This window comes from Allofournierella massiliensis (assembly GCF_004345265.1).
In the GTDB taxonomy this organism is placed as follows: Bacteria; Bacillota; Clostridia; order Oscillospirales; family Ruminococcaceae; genus Allofournierella; species Allofournierella massiliensis.
The window spans coordinates 23261-37840 of sequence record NZ_SLUM01000013.1 but is presented as its reverse complement, the minus strand read 5'-3'; the positions used below and the strand labels follow the sequence as shown (position 1 = coordinate 37840).

General features: G+C 54.5%; 14 protein-coding genes. 3 read left to right on the top strand and 11 right to left on the bottom strand.

Features of this window, described 5'->3' with window-relative positions; all coding sequences use genetic code 11:
• Nucleotides 1–3: 3 nt before the first annotated feature.
• From EDD77_RS08735 to EDD77_RS08685, 11 genes are all read right to left on the bottom strand, one after another.
• Nucleotides 4–1065 (bottom strand): SIS domain-containing protein, encoded by a 1062-nt coding sequence (locus EDD77_RS08735; protein WP_082669636.1) that lies wholly within the window; start codon nucleotides 1063–1065, stop codon nucleotides 4–6.
• 57 nt (nucleotides 1066–1122) lie between these two features.
• Entirely contained in the window at nucleotides 1123–1923 is an 801-nt protein-coding gene (locus EDD77_RS08730; protein ID WP_058965541.1) for an alpha/beta hydrolase, read from the bottom strand.
• A gap of 27 nt (nucleotides 1924–1950) precedes the next feature.
• Nucleotides 1951–2670 (bottom strand): GntR family transcriptional regulator, encoded by a 720-nt coding sequence (locus EDD77_RS08725; RefSeq protein WP_058965539.1) that lies wholly within the window; start codon nucleotides 2668–2670, stop codon nucleotides 1951–1953.
• 36 nt (nucleotides 2671–2706) lie between these two features.
• A complete protein-coding gene (gene frlD / locus EDD77_RS08720; protein WP_058965537.1) occupies nucleotides 2707–3504 on the bottom strand; it encodes a fructoselysine 6-kinase in 798 nt (265 codons plus the stop codon).
• Nucleotides 3501–4247: a GntR family transcriptional regulator gene (locus tag EDD77_RS08715; RefSeq protein WP_058965535.1), complete on the bottom strand. Its 747-nt coding sequence runs from the start codon at nucleotides 4245–4247 to the stop codon at nucleotides 3501–3503. Before EDD77_RS08715 ends, frlD (EDD77_RS08720) begins: the two co-directional genes overlap by 4 nt.
• Before the next feature lie 101 nt (nucleotides 4248–4348).
• The gene (locus EDD77_RS08710; protein ID WP_058965533.1) at nucleotides 4349–5710 is read right to left on the bottom strand and encodes an amino acid permease; all 1362 of its coding nucleotides are present in this window, start codon (nucleotides 5708–5710) and stop codon (nucleotides 4349–4351) included.
• Between the two features lie 457 nt (nucleotides 5711–6167).
• On the bottom strand, nucleotides 6168–6590 hold the full coding sequence (locus EDD77_RS08705) for a secondary thiamine-phosphate synthase enzyme YjbQ (protein ID WP_058965531.1): 423 nt from the start codon (nucleotides 6588–6590) through the stop codon (nucleotides 6168–6170).
• 21 nt (nucleotides 6591–6611) lie between these two features.
• Nucleotides 6612–7463: an amidohydrolase family protein gene (locus EDD77_RS08700; RefSeq protein ID WP_058965528.1), complete on the bottom strand. Its 852-nt coding sequence runs from the start codon at nucleotides 7461–7463 to the stop codon at nucleotides 6612–6614.
• Nucleotides 7464–7497: 34 nt separating this feature from the next.
• Entirely contained in the window at nucleotides 7498–8331 is an 834-nt protein-coding gene (gene frlC / locus EDD77_RS08695; protein WP_242868427.1) for a fructoselysine 3-epimerase, read from the bottom strand.
• A gap of 45 nt (nucleotides 8332–8376) precedes the next feature.
• On the bottom strand, nucleotides 8377–9204 hold the full coding sequence (gene frlD, locus EDD77_RS08690; protein ID WP_058965526.1) for a fructoselysine 6-kinase: 828 nt from the start codon (nucleotides 9202–9204) through the stop codon (nucleotides 8377–8379).
• Nucleotides 9205–9384: 180 nt separating this feature from the next.
• Nucleotides 9385–10146 carry a GntR family transcriptional regulator gene (locus EDD77_RS08685; RefSeq protein ID WP_058965524.1) on the bottom strand — a complete coding sequence of 254 codons (762 nt, stop codon included), beginning with the start codon at nucleotides 10144–10146 and terminating at the stop codon, nucleotides 9385–9387.
• A 397-nt stretch (nucleotides 10147–10543) separates the two neighbouring features.
• Between EDD77_RS08685 and EDD77_RS08680 the strand changes: the two genes are divergently transcribed.
• From EDD77_RS08680 to EDD77_RS08670, 3 genes are read left to right on the top strand one after another with little or no spacing between them, the layout of a single operon-like run.
• Nucleotides 10544–12106: an amidohydrolase gene (locus tag EDD77_RS08680; RefSeq protein WP_058965523.1), complete on the top strand. Its 1563-nt coding sequence runs from the start codon at nucleotides 10544–10546 to the stop codon at nucleotides 12104–12106.
• Nucleotides 12107–12109: 3 nt separating this feature from the next.
• Nucleotides 12110–13645: a Na+/H+ antiporter NhaC family protein gene (locus tag EDD77_RS08675; RefSeq protein ID WP_058965522.1), complete on the top strand. Its 1536-nt coding sequence runs from the start codon at nucleotides 12110–12112 to the stop codon at nucleotides 13643–13645.
• A gap of 37 nt (nucleotides 13646–13682) precedes the next feature.
• Nucleotides 13683–14540, top strand: coding sequence for a sugar phosphate isomerase/epimerase family protein (locus EDD77_RS08670; protein ID WP_058965521.1), 858 nt, complete (start codon nucleotides 13683–13685; stop codon nucleotides 14538–14540).
• Nucleotides 14541–14580 lie beyond the last annotated feature (40 nt).

The window sequence follows — 14580 nt, the reverse complement described above, 5'->3', positions numbered from 1 at the left end:
GGATCAATACTCAAATTGGCGGTAGTAGCGGCGGATCGACAGCGGATGGCGCAGGAACAGCTCCATGTAAGCGTCCACGCGATTGTTCACACCGTGCATCACCAGATGAGAAATCGTGCCGCGGAATTCGGGGCTGATGCCCTTCAACGCAAACTCCTTGGTATCGATGATGGTATAATTGCCGCACACCTTGGGCAGGAAACGCGCCACCCGTTCGGCCAGCGGACGCTGCTCATCCTCGCCCATAAACAGGGTAACGGGGGTGTCCCACACCACAATCTCCTGCATGCCGTGGAAGAACTCCTGGCAGGAGATGGACTTGGTGCGAATCCACATCTGCTCTTCCCAGTAGCACATGGCATAGGAATAGGTGGCACCATACTGGTTGCCGGAACCAATGAAGTAGCGCGGCAGGTCCGGATGCTCGTTCCGGAACGCGACACAGGCCTTGGCGTAATCGTAGGCCCAGGCATCGGACTCCTTTTCCACATCCACCAGTACCTGCGCCAGATGAGCCTCCATCTCCCGGTTGTACCGGTCATAGTCCGCAAACTCGCCGTTTTTGTACATCAGGTAGTTCGCTACCATGTAAAATTTCAGCTGTTCGTTCTTGGGATAGACCACCAGATAATCCTGCTTGTCCGGCTGGGTCAGCACACTGCCCGGCGTGTCGATAAAGCTGAACACCCTGCCGCCAATCTGATGCACTCGGTCCACCAGCTGTACCATCTCCTTGGTGTTGCCGGAAACCGAAGAGAGGATCACCACCGAGCGATCGGTGAATCGACGGTTGCCCGTGGTCAAAAATTCGGCGGCATTCTCCACGAACACCGGCAGTTTGGAGTGTCCGCGCATATAGACCTCCACCTGCATGCTGGAGGCGTAGGTGCCACCGATACCAATAAAATAGATTCCGTCGAAACCATCGGCCCAGATCTGGTCAATGATCTGTTCAATCTGGCCACGCAGTGCCAGCGCGCCATTTACACTGTCCAGAGATTCTTTTTCATCAAAATTACGCAGACACGCACCGGTCTGTTCGTTCCACATAGAAGTCGTAACCATAATACAAATGCTCCTTCTCTTTCATACTATCATACAGTTTTCCCGCCAAGCGCCGGCTCAGAAAATCGGGCTGGTCTGCAGGTCCATTCCGCAAAAATACTGGAACGCCCGCTGGATCGCCACATCCCAGAAGGGCCACGCATGCTCTCCGGCCCATTCCAGATAGGTGTGTCCATATCCCGCCGCTCTGGCCGCATCCCGAAAGCGCAGATTGTCTGCATACAAAAAATCTTCCGTGCCGCAGATCTGCAGCAGCCCGGGGCGCCCAGGGTCGTTGGCCCGGTCCCTCAGCAGCTGAAACAAGTCCTCCTGCGGATCAGGCGGCATGCCCATTCCGTGAAGGGCGTCCAGTTCCTGGGACAGCACATCCGGCCACTCTCCTTTGCGGACCCGTTCCACCATGGCGGCATAATCCATCACGCCGGACAGACTTGCGCAGGCGGCAAAGCACTCCGGCCTGCGCAGGGCCACCTTGACCGCCCCGTAACCGCCCATGCTTTCCCCCGCAATAAATGTGGAGGCTCTTGCTTCGGGCAGCCGAAACCAGGTTTTGCACAACTCACTCAGTTCGTCGGCCACATACCCGAAATAGTCCGGGCCGTACCGGGCCGTGCAGTAAAAACTGCGCTGGACCTCCGGCATGATCACAATGAAATTGTATTTTTTGGCATAGTATTCAATTTTGGAAAAGCGGGTCCATTCGCTGGCGTTGGCCGCAAGGCCATGCAGCAGATACAGAACCCTGGGCTCCCCCGTCCACAGCGGAGTTACATCGTTGGAGGGGTCCGGGAAGATCACATACAGCTGGGTGGTCATGCGGAGCTTTTGGGAATAAAATTCCCCGCGGAACAACCCCATTACAAGCCCTCCCTTCACAGGGCACGCTCATTTTTGAAAATGAACGGTAAAATTGCACTTGTCGCCCCGGGTATAGTTGCGCGAAAACTCAATCACCCGACCGTTTTCATCCTGGCTGGTGCACTCGAACAGCATCACGGCCTGCTCGCATGAAATGCCGAGCAGACGCGCGTCGTTTGCTTCCAGCACAGCCAGGTCCAGCGTTTGCCGCGCTTGTTTGGGGCGCACGTGATAAAAATCATAAACCTCATACAACGAAAAGACGGACAGATCGATTCCTTCCAGCTTCGGGACCACATAATGCGGAATGAAAACCTCTTCCAACGAAACCGGCTCATCGCTCACATAGCAGATACGCTTGATGTAATAGATGGAGTCCTCCGGCTGAATCCCGAAGACCAACGCATACTTGTTTCCCGCCGGGCGTAGCGCCTTGGTGAGGATTCGGGTGGAGGGCACCGCGTTTTTCTGCCGGATGGTTTGCGTAAACCCGCCCAGATTGTCCAGGTCCCGGTTCATCTTTTCCCCCAGCACATAGACGCCCTTGCCCTGCACCCGCTTGAGCAGTCCCTCGTACACTAGGGCTCCAATGGCTGTGCGCACGGTCAGACGGTTCACATCATATTGGGCTGCCAGTTCGTTTTCCGGTGGGATCGCCGTGCCGGGAGGGTATATCCCTTCCTCAATTTGTGCGCGAATGATCTCCCGCAGCTGCAAAGAGACAAGTCCAGTTCCGATGTGTTCCATGTCGAGTCCTTTCTTGTTCGGCTTATGCGGGACCGGTTACAGCCACGCGCCGAAATATTGCAATGTTTCTGTGGAGGTTGCGGCTCCCTTTTCCATGCACGCCTCAATGGGCAATCCGTCCACCAGGCCATGCAGGAAACCAGCGATGTAGCTGTCGCCCGCACCCATCGTATCCACCACATTGGGGCAGGGAACAATCCCAAAGGAATGGAAGGTCTGACCATCAAAGCACAGACTTCCCTGCTCGCCCAGCATGGCAATCACCAGTTTGGGCCCCTGGCTGTGCAGCACCTTCATCAGCTCACGCAGGGTTTCGGTGTCTCCGTCATCCGAGGAAAAGAACAGATAATCCGTATAGGGGATTGCCTCCGCGCAAGCGGCGTCTCCGGGACGAGTGGCACAGTCAAATGCGGTTTTTACCCCGCGCTGCTGGAGCTGGCCGAAGAAACGGCCCACCTTGCCCCACAGGTCGCACACCACCACGTCATGTGTGCTGATGAAATCCATATCTTCCGACGACAGGGTGTACTGCTCCAGCACGCCCTCGTCATAGTCGCCGAATACCCGTTCACCGTCCACCAGGGTCACCTGGGAAACCGCCGTATGACCGTGCAGCACGTGCAGATGACTCGTGTCCACACCCTTGCGAGTCATAGCTTCGGCCATAATCTGCCCATACACATCGTCGCCCACCGGCCCGATGTAGGAGGCCTGGCCCCCGTTGCGCACCGTGTAAACCGCCATGTTTACCGGGCCGCCGCCGGGATAGGCTGTTCCGCCCTCCACATTATTATAATAATCAATGCAATTGCTGCCAACTGCTGCCAGTTTCATAACTGTTCCACCTTTTCTTTGGGTTGTGTTGTAAGGATGCTGGAAAACCGGATCTTGTCGGCGCGCGTGACAGATTTGAACACTTCGATTGGCCTGTTCTGGCTGTCGAACGAGATACCGGACACATAGAACAGCGGTGCCCCCACCGGAACCTCAAGCAGTTCACTTTCCCCTTCGGTGGCGTAAGTGATACCGATAGTCTGGTGACCATGATCCACCGTAATGCCGTAATGTGCCAGCACGTTGTAGAAGGATTCATTGGAAAAATCGTACTGCTCAATCCCCGGGCAGATTGCCGGATCAAGGTAGTTGGCCTCAATCGTCACCGGCTGTCCGTTGATACAGCGCAGTCTCCGCAGCTGGAAGACCGGGCTTTGCTCCGCAAGCCCCAGCTTCCTTTCCATCGAGCGGGGGGCCGCTGCCGTTCGCACGTCCAGCGGCCGGGTCTGCATGCTACGGTAGTTCTGCAGAACCTGATCGGTGAAGGACTTCACATCCTGCAGCGTCCGCTCCAGCTTGGGCGGCGCCACAAAGGTACCCGCCCCCTTGCGGTGGTACACCTTGCCCTCTACAATCAGTCGGCGGATCGCGCTGCGCAGCGTGGTCCGATTCATTTGCCACATGCTGCACATATCCCGTTCGCTGGGCAGCTTGGAATGCGGTGCAAGATCGTTCTGCAAAATATAGCACTCAATCTGTTCCGTTGCCTGGTCCCGCGGGCGTGCGCGAAATTGCTGTTCCATAGAATCCCGTCTTCCTTATCCAATTGCCGGTCCCGGATTTCCGCGGCTTAAAGCCGCGGAAATCCGGTCGGCCGATTCACTGTTGTGGTTTGCGGAAACGATCAGGCGTTCCCTTGCTTTTTCTGGTTCTGCCGCTCCATCAGGTAGTAAGCCGGCAGGCCGGTGCCCACCGCCACCACTGCAGCAATGATGCTGGGCAGCGCGGACCAGATGAAGGTGGAGTAGATCAGCGTGGCAGTCATCACCATGGCGATTACCGGCATGGCGTATCCGCCGGGCATTCTGTAGGTGGGTTTGTAATGCTCCTTGCGGCGCAGCACAAAGATGGTGCCGAAGGTCAGGAAGTTCTTCAGCAATGCGATCACGGTGAAGTAACCCAGAAGATCAGACAGGCTGGAGGCGAAGATCAGAACGATAGCCACCATGCACTGAACAACGATGGAGAACGCGGGGGTCTGGTATTTGGGATGCACCTGGCCAAACTGCTTGAAGAACAGTCCGTCACGCGCCATCGCGTACTCGATGCGGGGCTGGAACATGATGCAGCTGGACAGAGAGCCGATCACCACGATGATGGCCATGATCGCAACCACCACGTCGGCGCCCTGGCCGATTACGGGGATCTTGGAGGCCAGCAGCGCGATGGGCGCATCGGAAGAAGCCAGCTCATCGATGCTCAGCAGGCCGGAAGCTACGAAGGTCAGGCCCACATACAGGCCCAGAACGATCAGCGCGGTAAGAATCAGACCACGGGGCATATTCTTCTCGGGCTCTTTGATCTCGCCGGACATGTAGCAGGCAGCGCCCATGCCGTCAAAAGACCAAGTGGTGGCGGAGATACCGGCCAGCAGCGCCGTGATTCCGGTAACCGTGGTGCCCGCCAGAGGAGTGGCCGACAGCAGGGTGGACCCATTCATGAAGAACAGTCCTACACCGATAATCAGTACAAAGGGCAGAATTTTCAGGGCGGTGATGAAGGTCTGGAACTTGCCGCCTCCCTCCACACTGCGCAGATGCACCATCATGAACACCAGCACGAAAAGCGTAGCAACGATCTTCAGCACGATGCCGTGCATGGGCAGGAAGTAAGCCAGGTAGTTAACGATCGCCAGCGCCATAATGGAGATGGACGGGGGATCGGTGGCCCAGAAGCTGATCCAGCCGCACAGGAAGGCCAGCGGGCGGGACCCGGCTTCACGGAAGTAAACATACTGACCACCATCCTCAGGGAATGCGGAAGCCAATTCTGCGTAGCAGAAGTTGGCAGGTACCTGAAGCAGACCGCCGATCAGGAAGGCAAGCACCAGGAACAGGCTGCTTCCTGCGGCATTGGCCACCTCAGACAGAGACGAGAAGATACCGGAGCCAACGGTGGTGCCGACGCCCAATGCGATCACAGCGCCCAGTCCTAATTTGCGTCCCAGCTCCGCGCTGGGTGCAGTCGTTGTTTCGTGTTTCGACATGCTGATTCTCCTTTCACACAACGATATCCCGGCTGCTGCCGGAATGATTCCGCCCCCGTTGGGACCACTCGAGGGCAATTGGCTTTCATCACATAACACATCGGTTTTTTCATACCACTTCGCCAATTATTCTAGCATAATGAACAAATGCCATCAATATAATTCCCGAAATAAAAATCACAGTGCCCAAATTTTGGCGTTGTGCAGGAAAATCTCATTTTCTCTTTATGGATAGTCCAACATTTGAATCCTCAAACCGTACGTTAATAAATAAACAGGCATACCGCTTTTGGGAATTTTTCCCACGCACTTTTTCCCACCCTGTTTTCCGTTCCGTTTTCAGCCCTTTCTTTCTTCGCCGTCCGTCGATCTTTTTCGACAGAAAAGGGCGGGGTTCGAAAGGAATAAATCCATTCTGAACTCCGCCCTTTTGCGTCCGCTTTGTTTTAACGCCTGCTCACTCCTGGATCATGACCAGGATGGTGCGTTTCGCCGGACCGTCAAACTCACAGAAATAGATATCCTGCGCACCGCCCCGAATCATTTCTCCCTCGACCAGAGGGAAATGACAATGATTTCCGGTGAGATACGCCTTCAGGTGACCGGTGGGATTGCCGGCCGTAGATCCGTAATCCCGCAGCATGCGGGCATGGCTGTACGGTGCATCCTCCGGCGCCTGCCGCTGCAGGAACAGCGCAATATCGCTTTCCAGGCATTCCAGGGCCTCGTTCACCGTAATTCCCGTGGTGGTGTGCTTGGTCAGCACGGTAACCATTCCATTCTGAATCCCGCTTTCCTTTACGATCTGCTCCACCTGAGGAGTGATCACATCCATCTCGTTATAGGTTTTGGTCAAAAGTACGATTGGCTTGATATACATTGCCCCTTCTCCTTTCCACCCTTACAGAGAACCGCCCAAAAACTCTAGGGCGTTACCACCCCGAATCAGCTCCAGCGTACTGTCCCGCAACCCCAGCTGATCCAGTGCCTGGGCCATGCGAATCTGTTCAAAGCGGGGATTGTTGGACCCGAACATGACCTGGTGGCGCAGAGATCGATCGATCCAGGTGACCGGGATATCCCGCGTAAAGGTCTGCTGATAAAACTCCCGGGCACAGTCAAAATAAAGCGCACCGGTGTCGGCGTACACGTTGGGATACTTCACCATCAACATCGCAGTCTCCCGCACCCAGGGCCATGCAAAATGACCCAGACAGATGCGCAGTTTGGGATGCCGGGCTGCCACCTCCTCAAAGCAGAGAGGATGGCAATACCTGGTCAGTGTATCCGGCTCCCAGGAAAGGCCCGCATGGAACATCACCGGCCGGTCATACTGTTCGCACAGCGCATAGATCGGCTCCAACCGCTCGTCGGCAGGATAGAAATGCTGGCGGCCGGGATGAAGATTCACGCCTCGCAGCTTCAAATCCGCAAAGGCATGCTCCAGCCGGTCCACCGCGCCCGGTGCAAGCGGATCCGCTCCCGCAAATCCGATAAAGCGGTCCGGCGCCAGTCCAACCAGTTGATGGATCTCTTCATTGCTCACCAGCGTATCCCCCACCGTGCTGGTGTAATCCTGGCCCAACAGGCAGAGTCGGTCCAGCCCGGCGCAGCGCATCTGGTTGAAGATATGCTCCAGCGGGGCGGTTCCGTTGCGGTGGATATCCAGTTCCCGATGGCGCAGTTCCTCTCGCTGCTCGTCCTGGTTGATGGGTTCAAAAAATGCGGGATGTACATGAATATCGATAAACAAAGGTCATTCACATCCTTTCCGTTGATTCGACGGGTCACATACCCGCATGTGCCATCATAGCGCGCACGTTTTCCACCGCTCGGCGAGCATACATGCGGGGTTCGTTGATATACCCCAGCACCAGCTCCAGTGTGGCAGTTCGGTCGTAACCGATACGAGCCAGTTCGTGGAACATCTCCTGCAGAGGCATGCTTCCCTCACCGGGCATGATATGGCTGTCCGTTCCCTGTTCCCCGTCAATGATGTGCATATGATCCATCTTGTCCCCCAGCTTGTCAAAGTAGGCCATGATGCTCTCATGCTGCACAAAAGGCGGCACCACGTCGCACATGCCCACCACGTACGGGTTGTCGATCCGGCGGAACAGTTCGGCCAGATCGTTGGCCCGGGTAAAGAAGTTTGACTCATACGGGGTCAGCGCTTCCACGGTCAGCTTTACCCCCACCTTCGCCGCATGCTCTCCCAGTTCCCGGATGGTCTTTTCCAGACGGGGCCATAACTCGTCGTAGGTGGCAAGATACCCACCGTTGGCGGGGCTGGTCAGCATATATTCCGCCCCCATCTCCTTGGCCATGTCCAGGCACAGTTTCAGATATTCCACCGCGTCTTCCCGCTGGGCCTCGCTGCCAATCATGTAGTTGTAGGGGTAAGCATTGTGTTCCGGGGTGTAGCCCAGCACCGGCATCTCATATTTCTCAATCAGACGCCGCACCTCGTTGATATCGCCCGCCTTCAGATCCGGTGCATAGGCGTGAGGCCGCCCTCCCCAAAGCTCTATGTAATCATAGCCGAATTCCTTTGCATCCTGGAAGCAATGTTCCAACGGGTTGCGCTGGTAACCGGATGTGAACATACCAAGTTTCATCATGACAAAACCCTCCTGTTATGAATTTTTTCTCTATGAATGCGTATCTCAGTCTGTGACCCAAGGTTCAAAAACCTGCACCACACTGGAAGCTACCGTCGCTCCCTGCTTCAGGCAAGCTTCCAGCGCTGCCCCCTTCATATACTGATACAAAAATCCGGCGATGAAGCTGTCGCCCGCACCCACGGTATTGACCACCTCAGCCGCCGGCACCACGCCAAACTGGACAAACTGCCGGCCATCGTAAGCCAGACTGCCCAATTCCCCGAATGTGGCCACTGCGACCTTCATGCCTCGCTCCACTTTGTCCTTCAGATAGCCCTCGATGAATTCGTCCCGCTGTTTATGGTACGAATAAAACCCGATGTCCACATAAGGAAGTGTACTCTCCACCAGAGGATGATCTAGTCGATCGGCATAGTCAAAACTGATTACCGCCTGGCTGCAACTGCGGATCTTGGGCAGTGCATCCTGGGCATTTCCCCACAGTGCGGTGTGCACCAGATCATGCCCGGCAGCAAATGCGATGTCCTCCTCATCAAACACGATATGTTCCAGGACTCCTTCGATGTAATCTCCATGTACCCGGTCATTGCCATTCAACGTCATGTAGGTGATGGCGGTGGGGCCTTGTCCCACCTTCAGATGGCTCACATCCAAACCTTCGCCCTTCAGGGTGTTCACCATCCACTGCCCGTTCTCATCGCTGCCGGTAGTGCTGATGATGGAGGTCTTCATCCCCAATTTCTGCAGGTTGACCCCGGTGTCCACCACGTTGCCCGTGGGATACTTGCGATCATGGAACACGTTTCCCTGTCGGTCCACGTATTCCGTGTAGTGGTCGATACAGTTGTCACCAATCATTGCTGCTCGCATCGTTTCGTTACCTCCCGTATACTTGATTTTCGAATAGATGAGTCGCATTTCGTTGCAAACCACTTTTCTGAAAATTAGTATAGCGCCGGGTAAACTAGAGGGTCAATCACGAGCTTAACCAAAAAAAATCAGGTATTCTCCGTGGAAAGAGAGAAAACTGGTGTGCTTTTTCTTCCGCGCTCAGACCAGTTCCCGGGAATCTGGCTCCCCAGCCCGCAAAATCCCCTCGAAACCGAACTGGTCGTTGCGAATCACCGCAGAAAAGGATTCGATAGGAATTCCATAGTCATCCCGTGTTACGCCCCGCAGCAGGAGTAACGGCTGCAACACCGGAATCTGTAGTAATTCGGCTTCCATCTCATCTGCATAAGTAATACTCAGCGTCTGGTTACCGGAATCTGCATAAATCCCATACTCTGTAGCCATAATCTCAAACAGGCTGTTCTTAGCCAAATCAAACCGTTCCAGATCCCGTACCCGCAACGCAGATAGATATGTGGTTTCCAAAATGGCCGGCGTGCCATCCAGAAAACGCAGCCGACAAAGTCGATAGGCCTCACCCGCCTCGTTCAGTTTCAGGAGCCTCGCCACTCGTGGCACAGGCTTGAGCCTTTCCATGGAGATTACTCGGCTGGTAAATTGACGTCGGTTCTGTTGCAGGAAATACCACAAAGGTTCAAAATCATAGAGATTGCGCCGAAAACGTGGCATTGCCACAGTAAATCCGCTGCCCTTCCGACGGGTCAACTTTCCCTCACCCGCCAAACATCGAATAGCCGTACGCAGTGTATCACGGTGGCAGCCAAGCTCCTTCGCCAACGACTCTTCACTGGGTAGGCGCTGGCCTGCCTGCAGCCTGCCACTTTCAATCCAATATTCCAGCTGCTCAGCGATTACGCTCCAACTTGCTCGTCGGGACGTCTCGTCTTTTTTCATTACCATCCGTCGGCTCCCCCCTTCCTTCTTTTCCGGCAGTAGTGATACTGCCAGTTTCGATTATCATATACTTCCACTCCCAGCCAAGTCAAGAAATTCCATTCGTCCTGACCCGAGGAGTTGGTTCATCTGAAATCGGCCAAAGCAGACCAATTTTTGGCAGCCTGAAAGATTCCGTTTTTCCTTTCTGTGTCATCCTCCAAAAATGATTTTAACACCTTGAAATGACCGAATGCCCATGCTATCATTTGGTCAAATTCAGGACAGCGTGTCAGGACCAACACCGCCTGAAATACATAACACACCGGGCTTACCACTTCGGATTTTCTTGCAAAACATTGCGCGGTACGCTGACCACTTCATTCCAGCGTCCGTTAGCAAAATGCTAAGGAGTGACGTAAGTATGGCAGAACATACGCAGATCGTGCTGAGATCCAACTGTATCTTCGACGGGACTGGCGCAGAACCATTCTCCGGATATGTGGTTATCCGGGATGAGCGTATCCTGCAGGTTGTACAGGGGGATCTTCCCTCCGAATTGGCCCATGGCTCCACCGTGTACGAACTGGGGAACCGGACCATCTGCCCCGGCTTTGCCGACGCGCATACCTTTTTTACCGGATGGGCGCTGAACTATCTTGGCGTGGACCTCTCCCCCGCTACAGACAGCAGTCAGATCGGTCAGATAGCACTGACCTATGCCAACAGCCTTCCACCTGAGAAACCGGTGTGGGGGCATGGCTGGGACCCGACCATTGTCACCGGCGGACCTCAGAATCTGGACCGTGTTTTTCCGGACCGTCCCGCCGTGCTGTTTGCCGCAGGCGCTGAGACTTTCTGGATCAATAGCGCTGCAATTCAGCGGTACGGCTTTGACAACAGCGCCGACTGCAATGAGGTCTTCTGGCGACTGATGGAAGAGTTTCTGGCCGACCATGCCTTCTCCAAACCGTTGTTCCAACATTATATGCAGATGCTGAACCGTCAAGGTGTAACCTCGGTCAAGGAGATTGGCTATGATACCTTCAGCACTTTCCCGGAGGTGCTGGAGCAACTGGAACGGGACAACGCTATGACGCTGCGCGTGCACTTTATGAGTCAGCCCGTCAAAGAAGGCGCAAATCTGGATTACGCACGCCGGATGCGGCAGCGGTTCCAGGGTGAGTTCGTCCGATTTTCCGGCTTTAACCGCATGACTGACGGCTCTATCAGCCAGATGTGTGGATATCTGAAACAGCCTTATCGCTGTGCACCGGATACACAGTGTGCTCAAGAAATCGACTGGGCACTGATCGAGCGCGAGGTGCTGCAGGCCGACGCGGAAGGCTTCCGTTTTTCGCTGAACGCACAGGGCGACGCCGCTGTGGCGCGCGTGCTGGATATTTACGAAAAATGCTGCCGAGACTCCCGAGGAAAGGTGTGTAACCGGCATGCCATTACCGAAGCGGAATTCAGCGATCCACAGGACCTGGAACGAATGGGCCAATTGGGTGTAATTTGCGAATTTTATCCTCAAATTCAATCCATCGCCGACCGTGCGGGCAAGGTGGGTATGATCGAGGAAAAGCTGGGCACTGAGCGCGGGGCTGGTTACTGGAATCGGCGCAAAATGGCGGACAGCGGCGTCTTGCTGTGCTGTGGCACCGATCTTCCTCTGGTCATTGATGACATCCCACAGTCCTTGTATCACAGTGTCACCGGAAAATTTCCTGAAGGTGGCGAGCCCTTCCACCCGGAGAACACACTGACAGTTAGCGAAGTATTACAGGCCTGGACAAGCGGCGGCGCATACGATATGTACCGTGAAGGGGACACCGGTACACTGGCGCCGGGCAATAAGGCAGACATCGCTGTTCTTGACGCTAACGTCTTTGCGATGCCTATCGATGAGGTCCGTAAGGCCAAGGTCTGTCTCACTTTGGTGAACGGCGCCGTTGTATACGACGTCTGGTCTACGGAGGGATAAGCCTTGACATCTGTATACGCGGGGGCACTTTCCATTCTTCCTCCAGTTCTGGCTATCGTACTGGCTCTGCTCACCAAGGAAGTTGTCTCCTCTCTGTTGATTGGTATTTTGTCCGGCACGATTATTTATGCAGTAATGGCGGAGCTAAATCCGGTTGTAGCACCAATTCAGATCATGTTCGACATGACAATACAAACTGTGGACCTATATATCATTCTGTTCTGTTGTCTGCTGGGGGCCCTGGTCCACGTCGTCTCCATGGCTGGTGGCTCCATTGCTTACGGCAACTGGGCCAGCCGCAAGCTGAAAAGCAAGCGCTCGGCTATGCTGGCCACCGGGTTGTTGGGCTGCCTCATTTTCATCGACGATTACTTCAATTGTCTTACTGTCGGCACCGTCATGCAGCCAGTCACTGACCATCACCGAGTTTCCCGGGCGAAGCTGGCTTATATCATCGACAGCACTGCTGCCCCAGTCTGCATTATCGCCCCCATTTCCTCCTGGGCAGCAGCTGTGGGCAGCAATCTGCGGGATACCGCCGCCTTCCCTAGTGATTTTGCCGCATTCTGTGCTACTATTCCATACAATCTCTATGCGCTGTTGACCATTGTTACCGTAATCGTTGTTTGCTCTGCACACCTGGATTTTGGTCGGATTGCCCAGCTAGAAGCCCGTGCTGAACAGACGGGCGACTTGGGTGTGGTGAATTCTTCCGCTCAGGAACTCCCTCAGGGTAGCCGCCAGGGTCGAGTATGGGATATGTTACTCCCTATCGGCATGCTGATTCTTTGCTCGATCCTAAGTATGCTTTACAGCGGTGGCTTTTGGGGGACAGACCCTGCCTTCTACGGCAACTTTCCCGCGGCGTTGGGCAACTGTAACGCTGGCCAGGCTCTCACCTGGGGTGGATTTGCAGCGTTACTTTGTGCCTTTGTGCAATTTGTTCCCCGTGGGTTGATACGCTTTCGCGACTTCATGGACGGCGTGACCAAAGGGATCGCCGCCATGGTTCCCGCCATCATGATTTTGGTCCTTGCCTGGACCATCAGTGGTGTTTGCCGAGACCTACTGCAAACAGATGTATTTGTAAAAAACATCATGGCAGCCAGCAACATTCCCGGTGCAGTTCTTCCCGCACTGATTTTTGTGGCAGCAGCCTTCCTGAGCTTTTCCACCGGAACTGCTTGGGGCACCTTTGGAATCCTGATTCCCATTATCATTCCAGTGGCAGCTACTCTGAGCCCAAATCTGGTCATCGTTTCTCTGTCGGCCACTCTGGGTGGAAGCGTTTTTGGCGATCACTGCTCTCCTATTTCAGACACAACCATTTTGTCCAGTACAGGTGCTGGCTGCAATCATCTGGAACATGTGACTACCCAACTGCCCTACGCTCTATTGGTAGGCGCCTGTTGCATTGTCGGCTATCTGGTAGCAGGATTCACCAATGGCAATCTACCGTTGATGCTTCTAACCAGCCTTAGCTGCTTGCTGACCACCCTTTTTATTCTTCATCGCCAAAGTGTATGTTCTTCCCTATAAGATACTCATTTCATTTTGAAAAAGGAGAGGTTGCACCATGTCTGTCATCACATTGGATCAGCTTGCCGTCATGAGCGTCCAGTATGTTCAGTACACCTTCGATTATTTCTTGGATTCCATGGATCGATGTGGCATCCACAATATCGATTTATGGGGCGGAAGCCCCCACTTTTGCCGCTTGGACTACCCCTGGGGTCCCGCTGCTGCCCGCCGCATCCGGGAGTTGCGTCGGCAAATTGAGGACCGTGGAATGAAGGTCGTAATCTATACGCCTGAAACCTTAGGCTACCCCTTCAGCTACAGCTCTCCTGACCGCGCTCTGCGGGATCGAACACTGGATTACATGGAAGCCAGCATGGAAGACGCATTGGAATTCGGCACGGACAAACTGTTTTTAAATACTGGCTGTCACCCCCGTAACTTAAACCGGGAAGATGGCTGGGCACGAACGGTAGATAGCCTCCAACAGTTGGCACAACGTGCGGAACGGATGGGCGTTACCCTAATGCTGGAACAGCTGCAACCCTATGAAAGCAACCTGTTGTTGAACCTGGAAGACATGAAACAGATGCTGCACCAGGTTGATTCCCCTGCGCTCGCGACCTGTGTGGATCTGGTCGCCATGGAGGTAGCCGGAGACAATCTAGAAAGCTTCTACCAACAACTGGGTAACAAAATCCAGTGGATTCATTATTCTGACAGTCATCACGAAATTGTTGGTTCCGGTAACTTTGGTCGTAAAAAACTCGAAGGCTATATCCGTACACTGGAACATTTCGGGTATAGTGGCTGCATCGATCTTGAGATCAACGACTCCATCTACTGGGAGGATCCTCACACATCCATTCAGCAATCGGTGGAATATCTGCGTAATTTTCTGCCTGAAAGGCAATGAAAGCAGCTTTTGAACAGCAATACCGCGAGAGCCTTGTGCA